Source organism: Chryseobacterium sp. UF-290 (assembly GCF_058245615.1).
The window spans coordinates 272,257-286,623 of sequence record NZ_JBSICB010000002.1; the positions used below are offsets into that span (position 1 = coordinate 272,257).

A 14,367-nucleotide genomic window follows, 5' to 3' on the forward strand; every position below is an offset into this window, starting at 1 on the left:
TTTATTATTGTTCACATAAAATATCTTGCCGTTTTCATAAAATACCTATATTTATCACCAAGGAGTTCTTAACACCTTCTTTATCAACCGAAATTGGTTACACTTAGCTGTGTATTAAAAGGGAATCGTGTGCAAATCACGAACTGTCGCGCAACTGTAAGTAACATATTAAAGGTTTTTATCAATACTGTCCACTGTATATCTTTTATATGGGAAGGACGATAAAAGCTGTTACAAGTCAGGAGACCTGCCTATTTCGAATTGACGATGCTTTCGCGGTATGAAGCTTATAGTCAGGTATGATACGATATGGATAACTGTGTGATAAAAATGCTTATTAGCAGACGTTATTTTTTGAAACAGAATTAGTTAATGGGGGTGCAAGCCTTTTCCATTATACTATAGCTCATTCGTATTCCCTTTCCATAATTTTCTTTCTGGCCAATAAGCATTGTGAAGTTTACTGAGAACTTTTTATAGGATTTAATCAATGTAAAAAGTTTAAAAATGTACCCAGGCAATCCTGATTATTTATGCATTAGCGACAGGCTTCTCAATAGACAAGTCCGGACAGGAAGAATTTTGCAAAATTCTCAAATTCAGAATGTATTTAAGATTCATCCGCTCCCTTCTGATCATTTTCTTTTTACTGCCCAACAGTTGAGCCTATCCGGTTATTGCTGTACTAATACATCTCCATTTACAAACAAACTTCAACTCAACAATAAATATTATAATGAACAAAAATGAAAATTGGAAGTCTCCCGGTATGCTGTTCCGGGAGGTTATGAAAAAAGAAAATCCCCTGCAGATTGTCGGAGCTGTTAATGCAAACCATGCATTACTGGCACAGCAAGCTGGCTTCAATGCGATCTATCTTTCAGGAGGTGGTGTTGCTGCAGGTTCTTTAGGAATTCCTGATTTAGGGATCACCACTTTAGAAGATGTATTAACAGATGTTCAGCGTATAACCAATGTATGTGATTTACCATTAATGGTAGATGTAGATACAGGATTTGGTCCTTCGGCATTTAATGTGGCAAGAACCGTAAAATCATTGATTAAAGCCGGAGCTGCGGCCATGCATATTGAAGACCAGGTTGGCGCAAAACGCTGCGGACATCGTCCGGGAAAAGAGGTAGTAAGCAAAGAAGAGATGGCAGACAGGTTGAAAGCTGCTGCTGATGCCAGAACAGACGAAAGCTTTGTTATTGGGGCCAGAACAGATGCATTCGCTAATGAAGGTTTGGACAAAACGTTAGAAAGAGCTGTTGCCTATAAAGAAGCAGGTGCGGATTTCATCTTTGCTGAAGCTGTTCCTGATTTAAGTTTTTATCAAAAATTTGTTGATGCTGCCGGAATTCCCGTGCTCGCCAATATCACCGAATTCGGGATGATAAAGATGTATACTGTTGACGAATTGAAAGCTGCCGGTGTCGGGTTGATTCTTTATCCGCTTTCTGCATTCCGTGCCGCCAACAAAGCCGCCCAAAATGTATATGAGCACATCCGCAGAGACGGAACACAGGCTAATGTATTAGATACTATGCAAACCAGAGAAGAGCTTTACCAAAGCATTGGTTACCACGACTATGAACAAAAATTAGATAACCTTTTTAAACAAAATAATAATGTCAACTCATAACGAACCAACATTTAAGCCTAAAAAAAGTGTAGCGCTTTCAGGTGTAGCGGCCGGCAATACTTCACTTTGCAGTGTAGGAAAAAGTGGAAATGACCTCCATTACAGAGGATATGATATTCTGGATTTAGCAGAGAAAGCACAATTTGAAGAAGTCGCCTACCTTTTGATCTATGGCCAACTGCCTACCGAAGCACAATTAAAAAACTATAAAGCCAAATTAAAATCTTTAAGAGGACTTCCCCACTCTGTAAGAAATATTCTAAAGAGTATTCCTGCTGCCGCACATCCCATGGATGTAATGCGTTCAATGGTATCAGCGATCGGCAGCATTCAGCCGGAAAAAGATGATCATAATGTTGCGGGGGCAAGAGATATTGCGGATAAGCTATTGGCATCGTTTAGTTCAGGGTTATTATACTGGTATCATTATACCCATAATGGTAAAGAAATCGATGTAGAAACAGATGATGATACTATTGGCGGGCATTTTTTACACTTATTGCATGGCAAAAAGGCTCCCGATTCCTGGGTGAAAGCGATGGAAATCTCGCTCAACCTTTATGCGGAACATGAATTTAATGCTTCCACTTTTACAGCACGTGTCATTGCCGGAACAGCTTCAGACTTTTACTCCTGCATAACGGGTGCTATTGGGGCCTTAAGAGGACCAAAGCATGGAGGCGCCAATGAGGTGGCTTTTGAAATCCAAAGCCGTTATAATTCTCCTGATGAAGCTGAAGAAGACATCAGGAAGCGTATTGCCTCCAAAGAGGTGATTATTGGATTTGGACATCCTGTTTACACCATATCAGACCCACGAAATGTAGTGATCAAAAAAGTAGCTAAGGAACTCTCCGAAGAAGCCGGAGATATGCTGCTGTACAATATCGCTGAAAGACTGGAGACCGTCATGTGGGAAGAAAAGAAAATGTTCCCGAATCTTGACTGGTTCTCTGCTGTATCTTATCACTTGATGGGGGTTCCTACCTTAATGTTCACTCCATTATTTGTTATCTCAAGGGTTACAGGATGGAGCGCGCACATTATTGAGCAAAGACAGGATGGAAAAATCATCCGTCCGAGCGCCAATTATACAGGACCTGAGAATAAAGAGTTTGTCTCCATAGAAAACAGAAAATAAAAAATCACAATTAATCATTAAACTATACAACAAAGATGTCATCACACATTTCAAACGAAAGACCACAACCGGATAAGGTATTAACAGATATTGCAGATTATGTATTACACTATGAGATTAAAAATGATTTAGCCTGGAAAACGGCTCATTACTGTCTTTTAGATACGATCGGATGTGGCCTGGAAGCATTGACTTATCCAGCATGTACAAAACTTTTGGGGCCTATCGTAAAAGGTACAGTCGTTCCGAACGGAGCAAAAGTTCCGGGAACACAGTTTCAGCTAGATCCGGTTCAGGCTGCTTTTAACATTGGAGCGATTATCCGTTGGTTAGATTTCAACGACACCTGGCTGGCTGCTGAATGGGGACACCCTTCTGATAACCTTGGGGGAATTTTGGCCACCGCAGACTGGTTATCAAGAACCAACATCGCTGAGGGAAAAGCCCCTTTAAAAATGAAACAGGTTCTGGAAGCTATGATTATGGCCCATGAGATCCAGGGTGTAATGGCACTGGAAAATTCATTCAACAAAGTAGGTTTAGACCATGTACTGTTGGTGAAATTAGCTTCCACAGCGGTTGTTGGGAAGCTAATCGGCTTAACCCGTGATGAGCTGATCAATGCCATTTCGTTATCTTTCGTTGACGGGCAATCTTTAAGAACTTACCGTCATGCACCTAATACAGGAAGTCGTAAATCATGGGCTGCGGGAGACGCTACTTCAAGAGCCGTACGTTTGGCATTAATCGCCAAAACCGGAGAAATGGGTTACCCATCTGTACTGACTGCTAAAACATGGGGGTTCTATGATGTTTCGTTCAACGGAAATGAATTCAAATTCCAGAGAGATTACGGATCTTATGTAATGGAAAATGTACTGTTCAAGATCTCCTTCCCCGCAGAATTCCATTCCCAAACCGCAGTAGAAGCAGCGATGACTTTGAACGGTAAATTGAAAGAATTGGGAAAATCATCTGATGATATCAAAAAAATCACCATTCGTACCCATGAGGCAGCGATTCGTATTATCGATAAAAAAGGCCCGCTTAATAATCCTGCCGACCGTGACCATGCCATACAGTATATGGTAGCTGTTCCCCTTATTTTTGGAAGATTAACTGCTGCGGATTATGAAGATACTATCGCCGCAGATCCAAGAATCGACATTCTTCGTGATAAAATAGAATGTGTTGAAGAAGCCCAGTTTACCAGGGATTATCATGATCCTGAAAAACGGTCCATCGCCAATGCTTTAACAGTAGAGCTCAATGATGGAACCGTCTTAGATGAAATCGTTGTAGAGTATCCTATCGGTCATAAACGCAGAAGAGACGAAGGTATTCCTGAGCTGATCAAAAAATATAAAATAAATCTTGCAAGAATATTCCCTGAAAAACAACAGAAAGTTGTACTGGAAAGTTCATTAGACTACGATACACTTGTGAATCTCAATGTAAACGAGTTTGTTGATCTATTGGTCATATAATGCAATGAAAAGTTGAAAGTGAGTACAATAAATTCACTTTCAGCTTTTAACACTCAATCTAAAAACTATGTCACAAAAAGTAAAAATATTAATCAACGGAGATTTTATAGAAAGTAAAGCCCCTGAGCATCTTCCTGTAGAAAATCCCGCTTCACAAGAGATTCTTGCAGAAGTACCATTAACACCTTTATCTGAAATAGATGAAGCCATTGAAGCTGCAAAAGAAGCCTTCAAAACATGGAAAGAAGTCGCTACTCCGGAAAGAGCCAGGTTATTTCTGAAATACCAGCAGCTTCTGAAGGAAAACCAAAAAGAGATCGCTGAAATTCTTTCCAAAGAAAACGGAAAAACTTTCCCGGACGCTATGGGCGATGTATGGCGTGGCATCGAAGTCGTGGAACATGCGTGTAATATTCCAACCCTTATGATGGGAGAAACGGTGGAAAATGTTGCACGGGGAGTTGATACATACAGCTATATCCAGCCCCTTGGTGTCTGTGCAGGAATTACGCCTTTCAATTTTCCGGCGATGATCCCTCTATGGATGTTCCCAATGGCAATTGCCTGTGGTAATACCTTTATTTTAAAGCCATCCGAGCAGACTCCCATGACCTCAATAAAAATGGCAGAGCTATTTATGGAAGCAGGTTTCCCTAAGGGAGTATTGAATATCGTTCATGGTTCCAAGGATCAGGTCAATCATATTTTAAACCACCCTGAAATCAAAGCAATTTCATTCGTAGGTTCAGTGCCTGTGGCTGAGCATGTATATCGTACAGGAACAGATAATCTGAAAAGGGTTCAGGCCTTTGGCGGGGCAAAAAACCATATGGTGGTAATGCCGGATGCCAATAAAGAACAGGTGATCAATAATCTGGCAGGTGCTTCCTGTGGTGCCGCCGGACAGCGTTGTATGGCCATCAGTGTTGCCGTTCTGGTAGGAGAAGCGCAAAACTGGGTAGATGACATCAAGACTGCTTTAAGTACGATCAAACCGGGAGTCTGGTCTGATGAATCCGCGGCCTTTGGCCCTCTGATTAATAAGCAATCCAAAGAGAAAGTTTTAAGATTAATCAAAAGTGCCTATGAGCAGGGAGCCGAGGTATTATTAGACGGAAGTGATTGCCATGTTGAAGGATATGAGAACGGATATTTTGTAGGACCTACTTTGTTTAATAACGTATCTGTTGATATGGACATTTACAAAGAAGAAATTTTCGGGCCTGCACTGCTTTTATTGAAAGCGGAAACCTTGGATGAAGCCATTAAGATTATCAACGCTAATCCTTATGGAAACGGAACTTCGATTTTTACCAATTCAGGAGCTGCTGCCAGAAAGTTCCAGCATGAGATTGAAGTGGGGCAAATTGGGGTCAATCTTCCGATTCCGGTTCCACTGCCGTTTTTCTCTTTTACAGGATGGCGAAAATCATTCTTTGGCGATCTGCATTCTTATGGAAAACAAGGGGTTCGCTTTTATACGGAAACAAAGACCATTACCGCCCGCTGGTTTGAAGATGATGTGCCGGGAGGTAATGTGAACATGACTATCAGCCTAAAATAAAATCTTATGCAATTTAACCTCAATGAAGATCAACTGGCGTTTCAGGACGCAGCGAGAAGATTTGCTGAAAAAGAGCTGGCTCCTTATGCTTCAGAATGGGATGCTCAAAAGATATTCCCGAGAGAAGCTATTGCCAGGGCCGGGAAATTGGGCTTTTGCGGTGTGTATACAAGTGAAGAGGCCGGAGGCCTGGGATTATCACGATTAGACGCGGCCATTATATTTGAGGAACTATCAGCCGCATGTCCTTCAACCACTGCCTATATTACCATACACAATATGGTTTCCTGGATGATTGATACGTTTGGAAATGATGAGATCAGAAAACAGTTATGTCCGGATCTTGCATCAGGTACATTATTGGGATCTTACTGCCTTACCGAGCCGGGTTCAGGCTCGGACGCTGCCGCATTAAAAACTACAGCCATAAAAGAGGGTAACAAATACATCCTTAATGGTACTAAAGCATTCATTTCCGGAGCCGGTGAAAGCGATATATTGATCGTAATGGCCCGTACCGGTGATTCAGGAGCAAAAGGAATTAGCGCTTTTATTGTGCCTGCCTATACAAAAGGGATCAGCTTCGGGGAAAAAGAAAAAAAATTGGGATGGAATACGCAGCCTACCCGTTTTGTATTTTTAGATCATGTGGAGGTAGATGAACAATATCTTCTGGGAGAAACAGGACAGGGCTTCAAAATTGCATTAAAAGGTCTGGACGGCGGACGTATCAATATTGGGACGTGCTCTGTAGGAGCAGCACAGGGCGCTATCAATCAGGCTCAGAAATATATGCACGAAAGACAGCAGTTTGGTAAGGCATTAGCCCAATTTCAATCTCTTCAATTTAAAATTGCCGATATGGCAACGGAATTGGTAGCGGCCCGTCAAATGGTACATCTGGCAGCCTTTAAGCTGGATTCCAGGGATGTCAATGCGACTACCTATTGTGCAATGGCAAAGCGATTGGCAACCGATATGTGCTTTAATATCTGCAATGAAGCCCTGCAAATATTAGGAGGCTACGGCTGTACCCAGGATTTTCCTGTAGAACGTTTAATGCGTGACGCAAGAATCCATCAGGTCGTGGAAGGCACTAATGAAATCATGAAACTGGTGATTTCAAGAAAGATACTGGAAGAAGGAGCCATGCTGCAAATCCGTTAATTCAAACAATCAAAAATGAGCTTAATACTAACAGAAATAAAAAACAAGGTAGGAATTATTACCCTCAATTCAGAGAAGACCCTCAATTCCTTGTCATTGGAAATGATAGAAGAATTGAAAGATATTCTGAAAGCCTGGAAATCCTCCGATGAAACAGCCTGCATATTCCTGCAGGGAACAGGCGAAAAAGCACTGTGCGCCGGCGGAGATGTAAGAAAGCTGCATGACGCTATTATCGCACAGCGAAATATTGATGGAACACAAGTTCCACAGGACTGTTTTGATTTCTTTTCAAAAGAATATCAGGTAGACTACGATATTCACACTTACCCGAAGCCAATCATTGTATGGGGGCACGGTATTGTCATGGGGGGCGGTATCGGTATTATGGTCGGAGCTTCGCACCGTATCGTTACCGAAAGAAGCAAACTGGCAATGCCGGAGATTACCATTGGCCTGTATCCTGACGTTGGCGGAACATGGTTTTTGAATAAAATGCCATCAGCTTACGGAATGTATTTAGGCCTAACAGGAGCACGGTTAGACGGTGCAGATTGCAGGTTCTTAGGTTTAGCAGATTATTATATTGAGTCATCTTCAAAAGAAGCTATTCTGAATGCTCTGGAACAGGCAGATTGGAACGGTAATCACCATAAAACCGTTTCCGATATTTTAGAAAATGCCTCCAAAGATATTGTTGTTCCTGAATCACAGGCAGCAGCACATCAACCGTTCATCCAACAATTTGAAACGGTAAATTCCCTGGAGCAGTTCAGAGAAATATTAGTACATCATCCTGACAAAGATGAATGGATCAATAATGGTTTGAAAAGTTTTGAAGCCGGTTCACCAAGCTCGGCACATATTATTTTCAGGCAATTACAGCAGGGTAAGAATTTAAGCCTGGAAGAGGTTTTTCAATCTGAGCTGAACCTGTCCTGCCAGTGCTGCATCCATCCCGATTTTGCGGAAGGTGTGAGGGCTTTATTGGTGGATAAGGATCTGTCTCCCAAATGGCAGCCGGCTACATTAGATGGTATCACCAAAGATTGGGTAGACAATTATTTTACCCCGCTTTGGAAGAAAGAGGAACATCCATTAAAAAATTTAGTTAAAAACGAATAAATATGTCAACAATAGCATTCATAGGATTAGGAAATATGGGCGGACCTATGGCCGCCAATTTAATAAAAAACGGTCATACGGTTACTGGTTTTGACCTTTCAGCGACAGCGTTGGAAGCTCTGGCTTCTGCAGGCGGACAGGCCTCTGACTCAGCTTTAACAGCATCTAAGGATGCGGATGTGGTGATCTCTATGCTCCCTTCAGGGAAACATGTTGCTGAATTGTATTCTGAAGAATTTATTGGTCATCTAAAGCCTGGCACACTACTTATTGACAGCAGTACGATTGATGCGGTGACCGCCCGTTCTGTTGCCGAACTGGCCGCTTCGAAAGGCTGTAAAATGATAGATGCCCCTGTCTCTGGCGGTACCAGTGGTGCCCAGGCAGGAACATTAACTTTTATTGTAGGAGGCAAGACTGAAGATTACGAAAGAGCAAGACCGATATTAAAATGCATGGGTCAGAATATATTTCACGCCGGTGGTTCAGGAGCAGGCCAGGTGGCTAAAATCTGCAATAATATGCTGTTGGCGATTCATATGATCGGAACTTCTGAAGCCATCAATTTAGGAATCCGTCACGGATTGGACGCAAAAGTATTGAGTGAAATCATGCAGAAAAGTTCCGGGAGAAACTGGTCATTGGAGGTATACAATCCTTATCCCGGAGTCTTGGAAAGCTCTCCTGCTTCAAGGGAATATACAGGCGGCTTTGCCGTAGATCTGATGACAAAAGACTTAGGCTTAGCAGCGGAAGCAGGTCTGGAAACCAGAACATCCACTCCTTTAGGAAATACAGCGCTGAACCTATACAGAATGTGGAGTGAGACCGGAAACGGAAAAATAGATTTTTCAAGCATTATTCAATTCCTAAATAAGCATCAATAATATGAATTTTGAAACACTAGCCTACCAGCAACAAGGTCATATAGGGACATTGACCATCAACCGTCCGCAAGCATTAAACGCTTTGAACGAAACCGTGCTAAAAGAGCTTAAATCATTTGCAGACCAAATCAGACTCAACAAAGACATCCGGGTTTTAATCATTACGGGTTCAGGAGAAAAAGCTTTTGTCGCAGGCGCGGATATTAAAGCAATGCAGGGAATGACACCAAAAGAAGCAGAAGATTTTTCAATAATGGCGCAGGCTGCATTTAATGCCATTGAAGCATTACCATTTGCTGTAATAGCAGCTGTCAATGGTTTTGCATTGGGAGGCGGGTGTGAATTAGCATTGTCCTGTGATATTATTCTGGCAAGTGAAAAGGCAAGATTCGGATTGCCGGAAGTAACATTGGGATTGTTACCTTGCTTCGGCGGAACACAGCGACTGCCCAGGGCCATTGGGTTATATAAAGCAAGAGAAATGGTATTCTCAGGTGAATTTTATCCGGCGGCGGCCTGTAAGGAACTGGGCTTTGTCAACCGTGTCGTTGCTCCTGAAGAATTACTGAATGAGGTCCAAAAGCTGGCGGAAACAATCGCGTCAAGAGGCCCAATAGCGGTTGCAAAAGCAAAGGAATCTCTGAATACAGGATTTGAGCTGCACATTACAGACGGTTTAAAGCAGGAATCTGTCCTGTTTGGAGAATTATTTAATACACAGGACCATAGCGAAGGTATAGGCGCATTTATAGAAAAAAGACAACCTGATTTTACGGGAAGATAGTAAATATTGAAGATGAATTTTGAAAGAGAAAAATTAGTGTTACCGGAAGGAGGAAAAAAGGCGGCTCAAAGCGCATGCTTGAAATAAGTAAACAGAAGCAATTTTATATGCAGGAATATTGTGGCTGTGCCTATTCTCTGAGAGATACCAATAGATGGAGAGCAGAAACCGGAAGAAAGAAGTTATTGAGGGCTAAAAACAGCTGAAATTCATTTCATTCATGTTTTGAGACGTACTTCATCAAGTTTTACGATAACTATTATTTGTGTAATATTAACACCCAGCTTCCCTCTTCCGGCTTCAAGCCTCTTATATCCCGAACTCAGGCTAATATAATACGTTATTTTTCCAGAGTATTTTTATAAATGATCCCCTCTTTCATTATAATTTTAAAATTTTTGTCAGGGTCTGCAATCAGATTAATATTCTCTAAAGGATTTCCGTCAACTAATATTAAATCCGCATATGCCCCTTCTGTTATTTCTCCCAGCATACCTTCCTGATATGGAGATCTCCTACCGCTCATAGCAAGAAGCTTCGCATTATCATAAGTGGCCATTTTCAATATCTCAAAGGGTTGATACCAGCGTATCATTTTTGCCAGTTTCTTCCCCTGCTTTGCAGCTGCCCCTGCATCAAACAGGCAATCACTTCCCCAAGCTGTTTTTATTTTGTACTTTTTTGCCAGCTGGTAAGCATTATCTGTACCTTTCATCATTTCCAATTGCTTCAGCCTGTTCTTTGATCCTTCAGGAAACCGATTGGCGTCTTCATCATCAAGAAAAGGCTGCAGGCTCCACCATATTCCTTTTTCAGCCATCAGCTTTGCCGTAGCCTCATCAATTAGCTGTCCATGATCAATACATGTGACACCAGCTTTAACAGCAGTTGTAACAGCTGCCGAAGTATAAGCATGGACCGTGACATAAGTTCCCCAGTTTTCCGCTGCATTTACTGCTGCTCTTAGCTCTTCCTCAGTGTACTGCGCTACATCAATCGGATCATAATTAGAAGAAACTCCCCCACCGGCCATTAATTTGAGCTGGGTAGCTCCCTGACGCAGCTGCTCACGACTGCGTAACAACACCTGATCTACACCATCTGCAATTGCAGTAACCCCATTTTTTTCAGCATAAGACATTTCTCTTCCCCAACTTCTCGGTATATCAGTGGGCAGGCCAAAATCTCCATGCCCTCCGGTTTGGGAAATAAAAGCTCCGCTTGGGAATACTCTTGGTCCGGCAATAAGCCCCATATCAATTGCTTTGGCAAGGGTTAAAGAACCACCTCCCAGATCTCTTACCGTAGTAAACCCTCTCAAGAGCTGTTTTTCAGCAGCTTTTGCAGCCAATAAATTGAGAAAAGAGATATCAGACACCATAGCCTGCATTTGAGGAACAGATTCAAGCAACAGATGCGCATGATTATCTATTAAACCAGGAATGATAATCTTTCCCTGCCCGTTAATAATATCTGTTGCCGGGTCTTTTTCTATAGTGATATTTTCAGCAGAGATTTTTTTAATCAGCTTTCCCTCAATCAGAATATTTCCCTGGGTCAGCTTATTGTCTTTACCATTGAATATATGAACGTTGTTAATCAATATTCTTTTAGGCAACTCCTGCGCATTGAACAAACTATTTGCGACTATTATTAAAAAAATAACAGATCTATTTATTCTATTTTTCATTTTTCATTTTTTTAGATTCGTATACTTATACCAGGACATTCAGGCTAAGCATTACCCCATTAATTATTGGAAGGACTTATAATACCCACATCAAGATTTAAAAAAATACTTTTTTCCATTTAGCAATGGTATTCCGGCTTAATTTAAAATGTCTCGCGGTCTGGCTATTGTTCAGATTATGTTTTTTCTGATAGTCCAAAATTTCAAAAATTGATTGACGGTCATAGGATTTTAATTTTTGATTTACATCTTCATTATTTATTTGAAATAAAATCTTGTTCAAAGTAATTATATCCAGATTACCCAATTGGGCTTTGTTTAAAATATGTGTACATAAACCCATTTTATCAGGAAATTTAAACCGGATCAAATCTGTATAAATTTTTCTGTAGTCTGGCTTTGTTTTCATCATTTTTATTTAGTAAGAGGGTTTTTATTTGAATTTTCAAAAAAGCTCATCTATAGAGAATTCGTGCTGCGCTTTTCTTATTACTCTTTTATTTTCCCAAAGCTTTTGACTATTTCAATTTTATCTACTATATTTTCGTTAAAGTAAATCAGCAGATAAGTTTTCAGTCCGATCCAATTTGATTTTAGGTAATAAGTCCATCTATCAGCCGGATAATGGTTAAATTCATTTCCAAGCTCTGAGATGATCTCCTTTTTTGTCTTCCCAATCAATTCCTGAAAATTTTTCCTTTTTTCCATAATCTTATGCTCCTTAGTGCTTTTTGTATTGTTTGTATTTTTGTAGGATTACAATTCCATCTGAGAAGGAAGCCCGAAAAATGTTTTCCGGGCCTTCTTATATAGTTATTATTTACGTGTAATTAATTTGCGGCTTACTTCACAAACCATTGTATATATCGCCCTTCTCCACTATTGAAAGAGTGTGGTCTTAATGCACCAGAAGCACAAAACGCAGTAGCAAAACTATTATCATCCGTGGTACATTTTCCGAAGTGGTGGTTCACTTCAGTTTCACCAAAGAATCCAAACATATTGTTATATCTTGCAGCGCTTAGGGTAGTTCCGTCAGGAGCAGTTATATTTCCGTTCATACGACCTCCTGCATCCCAGTGAGCAGAATATCCGGTATTGATATAAGGACATATACCATTAACAGCTGTTGCTACTCCATTGTACGTTGCATTCGCCGTTTGCCCATTGTAGATATATCCAAAAATTTTCCCGGTAGTAGGCACCAGCACATGAGAACAAGTGGATGCATTATTCGCTATATAATCATATCCTGCAGTTGGTTTGGAATTGAAATAGTTATTGTTCGCCCAGCTATCCGTCATATTAGTTGGTTCGTTAGTAATCTGAACTCTGTAATCTCCCAATGTTGCATTTTTAGCATTTTGCATTGCCGTAAGAGGGATTCTGTAGCTTGCATAATTTATCTGCCCGGATGGAGCTGTTACTACATTTTGAGGAGAATTCACATAAAGTCCCGGCGCACCCGCAATACTCATAGAGTTAGCCGGACCATAGGCTCCCCCACCCGTATATGCCGTTTTCTCAGAAAATGACCAAAGCAAAGTATAACCGCCATGAGTCATATCACAGTATGTTTTAACAGGAGTAGGATCTGAATCACTGGTTTTTATCCAGTATTCCCCATCAATTCTTTTTCCAAGGTTATAAATTTCCAGGCATCTGTTGGCAGGGTCCTCCAAAGTACCTTTAGAGGTATCAAATGTTACAGAAAACGTACACGTCTGTGAATTGGCTCCGTTGGTAGTAAATGTATAAGTATATACTCCTGCACTTGATGGAGTTCCGGATCCATGAAGCGTAATGGAAGTGCTTCCTGAAGTGATCGTTTCTGTCGTCATAAAGTTTACCCCGTTATTAGAGGAAGAGGTAATGGTTACCTGACCTGCCGTGTCTACATTAGACAATGGGATTGTGACCGTATTGGTATTATAATCTAAAACAGTCTGCGCATTGTAGGTACCATTTACAACAGCACCGCCACAAGTAATGCCATAGCTGGTCTGTGAGCCTTTCACATCCACCGTTACAGATGTACATGATGCGTCAATCTCTCCATCATATTCAAAAGATAACGTGTCTGTCTGCGGACCTGCACTTGGAGCTCCGGAACCCGTTAACGAAATGGTATAAGTTCCGGGATTCGGGAATACACCTGATTTTTCAAAGTAATAGCCATTTGTTGTTTTGGCAATTATATTATAGGTTCCCGCCGATGTAGCAGTAACCTGCATCGTGATATAATTACTGGTATTAAGAGAGGTACCCTGTGTGTAGGTTCCAAAAATTTTTATTTTACTGCAGTCTACCGTGTAAACAGCCGGTTTGTAAGTTCCACACAAGCTTAGCCATGTTGAATTGCCGGCATGATAATAATTATAGCATTTTTCATCAGTATTGTAAATCGTTAATCCATCTTCCGTAGTTGCCAGACCTGTAATGGCATCTCTCTGGGCAGTTGTCAAACGGGGAAGTAAAGCTCCTGTATTATTATTTTTAGATACTACATCCAACACAGATTTCTTGTTGGGATCTGAGGTATTAATCCCCACCTGGCCAAATAACTGGTAGGGTAGAATAATCATTAGTATCAAGATGAGTGATATATTTTTTTTCATTTTTTTGTATATATTTTTATATATTTTATGGTATTCTTAATTAAGCTCTTGTATTTTCTTTACTGAAAGGGAGGCGGCCGGGATAGCCATCCTTTTTCCATAAACCGTTTTTGTACTGATTGCTCAGCATTATGAGCTGTAGTTTTCATCATTTTGAGTATTACTATAATTGCTAACTTTTTTATAGGGAATTGTCGCTGTTTTCAAGAATACGAGCGGTTATCAAATTATTTATAACAGGTAGGAATAGGAACAGAAT

Annotated in this window: 11 protein-coding genes, 1 pseudogene and 1 riboswitch; of the genes and pseudogenes, 9 read left to right on the forward strand and 3 right to left on the reverse strand. The window is 40.8% G+C overall.

What is annotated here, in order from left to right; all coding sequences use genetic code 11:
• The first annotated feature begins 77 nt into the window (after positions 1-77).
• Positions 78-269: riboswitch (cobalamin riboswitch) on the forward strand.
• A gap of 467 nt (positions 270-736) precedes the next feature.
• The 9 genes and pseudogenes from prpB to AC4IF5_RS03585 all read left to right on the forward strand — a co-directional run.
• Positions 737-1,645 (forward strand): methylisocitrate lyase, encoded by a 909-nt coding sequence (gene prpB, locus AC4IF5_RS03545; RefSeq protein WP_490731731.1) that lies wholly within the window; start codon positions 737-739, stop codon positions 1,643-1,645.
• Positions 1,632-2,786, forward strand: a complete 1,155-nt coding sequence (prpC, locus tag AC4IF5_RS03550) for a bifunctional 2-methylcitrate synthase/citrate synthase (RefSeq protein ID WP_490731733.1) — start codon at positions 1,632-1,634, stop codon at positions 2,784-2,786. The genes prpB and prpC overlap by 14 nt, the downstream gene beginning before the upstream one ends.
• A 35-nt stretch (positions 2,787-2,821) precedes the next feature.
• Positions 2,822-4,273 carry a bifunctional 2-methylcitrate dehydratase/aconitate hydratase gene (locus AC4IF5_RS03555; protein ID WP_490731734.1) on the forward strand — a complete coding sequence of 484 codons (1,452 nt, stop codon included), beginning with the start codon at positions 2,822-2,824 and terminating at the stop codon, positions 4,271-4,273.
• Positions 4,274-4,340: 67 nt separating this feature from the next.
• Positions 4,341-5,837: a CoA-acylating methylmalonate-semialdehyde dehydrogenase gene (locus AC4IF5_RS03560; protein WP_490731736.1), complete on the forward strand. Its 1,497-nt coding sequence runs from the start codon at positions 4,341-4,343 to the stop codon at positions 5,835-5,837.
• A 6-nt stretch (positions 5,838-5,843) separates the two neighbouring features.
• Positions 5,844-7,004: an acyl-CoA dehydrogenase family protein gene (locus tag AC4IF5_RS03565; RefSeq protein WP_490731738.1), complete on the forward strand. Its 1,161-nt coding sequence runs from the start codon at positions 5,844-5,846 to the stop codon at positions 7,002-7,004.
• A 15-nt stretch (positions 7,005-7,019) separates the two neighbouring features.
• Entirely contained in the window at positions 7,020-8,129 is a 1,110-nt protein-coding gene (locus AC4IF5_RS03570) for an enoyl-CoA hydratase/isomerase family protein (RefSeq protein ID WP_490731740.1), read from the forward strand.
• 2 nt (positions 8,130-8,131) lie between these two features.
• Positions 8,132-9,016: a 3-hydroxyisobutyrate dehydrogenase gene (mmsB, locus tag AC4IF5_RS03575; RefSeq protein WP_490731742.1), complete on the forward strand. Its 885-nt coding sequence runs from the start codon at positions 8,132-8,134 to the stop codon at positions 9,014-9,016.
• 1 nt (position 9,017) lies between these two features.
• Positions 9,018-9,800 carry an enoyl-CoA hydratase/isomerase family protein gene (locus AC4IF5_RS03580; protein ID WP_490731744.1) on the forward strand — a complete coding sequence of 261 codons (783 nt, stop codon included), beginning with the start codon at positions 9,018-9,020 and terminating at the stop codon, positions 9,798-9,800.
• Between the two features lie 50 nt (positions 9,801-9,850).
• Positions 9,851-10,006 (forward strand): annotated as a pseudogene (locus tag AC4IF5_RS03585) (epoxyqueuosine reductase QueH); the annotation flags it as partial.
• 134 nt (positions 10,007-10,140) lie between these two features.
• On the opposite strand, the gene AC4IF5_RS03590 reads toward AC4IF5_RS03585, so the two are convergent.
• From AC4IF5_RS03590 to AC4IF5_RS03600, 3 genes are all read right to left on the reverse strand, one after another.
• Complete coding sequence (locus tag AC4IF5_RS03590; protein ID WP_490731746.1) at positions 10,141-11,490, reverse strand: metal-dependent hydrolase family protein; 1,350 nt, start codon at positions 11,488-11,490, stop codon at positions 10,141-10,143.
• Positions 11,491-11,979: 489 nt separating this feature from the next.
• Positions 11,980-12,198: a hypothetical protein gene (locus AC4IF5_RS03595; RefSeq protein ID WP_490731748.1), complete on the reverse strand. Its 219-nt coding sequence runs from the start codon at positions 12,196-12,198 to the stop codon at positions 11,980-11,982.
• A gap of 134 nt (positions 12,199-12,332) precedes the next feature.
• On the reverse strand, positions 12,333-14,108 hold the full coding sequence (locus AC4IF5_RS03600; protein ID WP_490731750.1) for a phage tail-like protein: 1,776 nt from the start codon (positions 14,106-14,108) through the stop codon (positions 12,333-12,335).
• Positions 14,109-14,367 lie beyond the last annotated feature (259 nt).

Excerpts from the sequence above, each read along its gene's own strand:
- prpB (WP_490731731.1), top strand. The coding sequence starts at position 737 with ATGAACAAAAATGAAAATTGGAAGTCTCCCGGTATGCTGTTCCGGGAG.
- prpC (WP_490731733.1), top strand. The coding sequence starts at position 1,632 with ATGTCAACTCATAACGAACCAACATTTAAGCCTAAAAAAAGTGTAGCG.
- AC4IF5_RS03555 (WP_490731734.1), top strand. The coding sequence starts at position 2,822 with ATGTCATCACACATTTCAAACGAAAGACCACAACCGGATAAGGTATTA.
- AC4IF5_RS03560 (WP_490731736.1), top strand. The coding sequence starts at position 4,341 with ATGTCACAAAAAGTAAAAATATTAATCAACGGAGATTTTATAGAAAGT.
- AC4IF5_RS03565 (WP_490731738.1), top strand. The coding sequence starts at position 5,844 with ATGCAATTTAACCTCAATGAAGATCAACTGGCGTTTCAGGACGCAGCG.
- AC4IF5_RS03570 (WP_490731740.1), top strand. The coding sequence starts at position 7,020 with ATGAGCTTAATACTAACAGAAATAAAAAACAAGGTAGGAATTATTACC.
- mmsB (WP_490731742.1), top strand. The coding sequence starts at position 8,132 with ATGTCAACAATAGCATTCATAGGATTAGGAAATATGGGCGGACCTATG.
- AC4IF5_RS03580 (WP_490731744.1), top strand. The coding sequence starts at position 9,018 with ATGAATTTTGAAACACTAGCCTACCAGCAACAAGGTCATATAGGGACA.
- AC4IF5_RS03590 (WP_490731746.1), bottom strand. The coding sequence starts at position 11,490 with ATGAAAAATAGAATAAATAGATCTGTTATTTTTTTAATAATAGTCGCA.
- AC4IF5_RS03595 (WP_490731748.1), bottom strand. The coding sequence starts at position 12,198 with ATGGAAAAAAGGAAAAATTTTCAGGAATTGATTGGGAAGACAAAAAAG.
- AC4IF5_RS03600 (WP_490731750.1), bottom strand. The coding sequence starts at position 14,108 with ATGAAAAAAAATATATCACTCATCTTGATACTAATGATTATTCTACCC.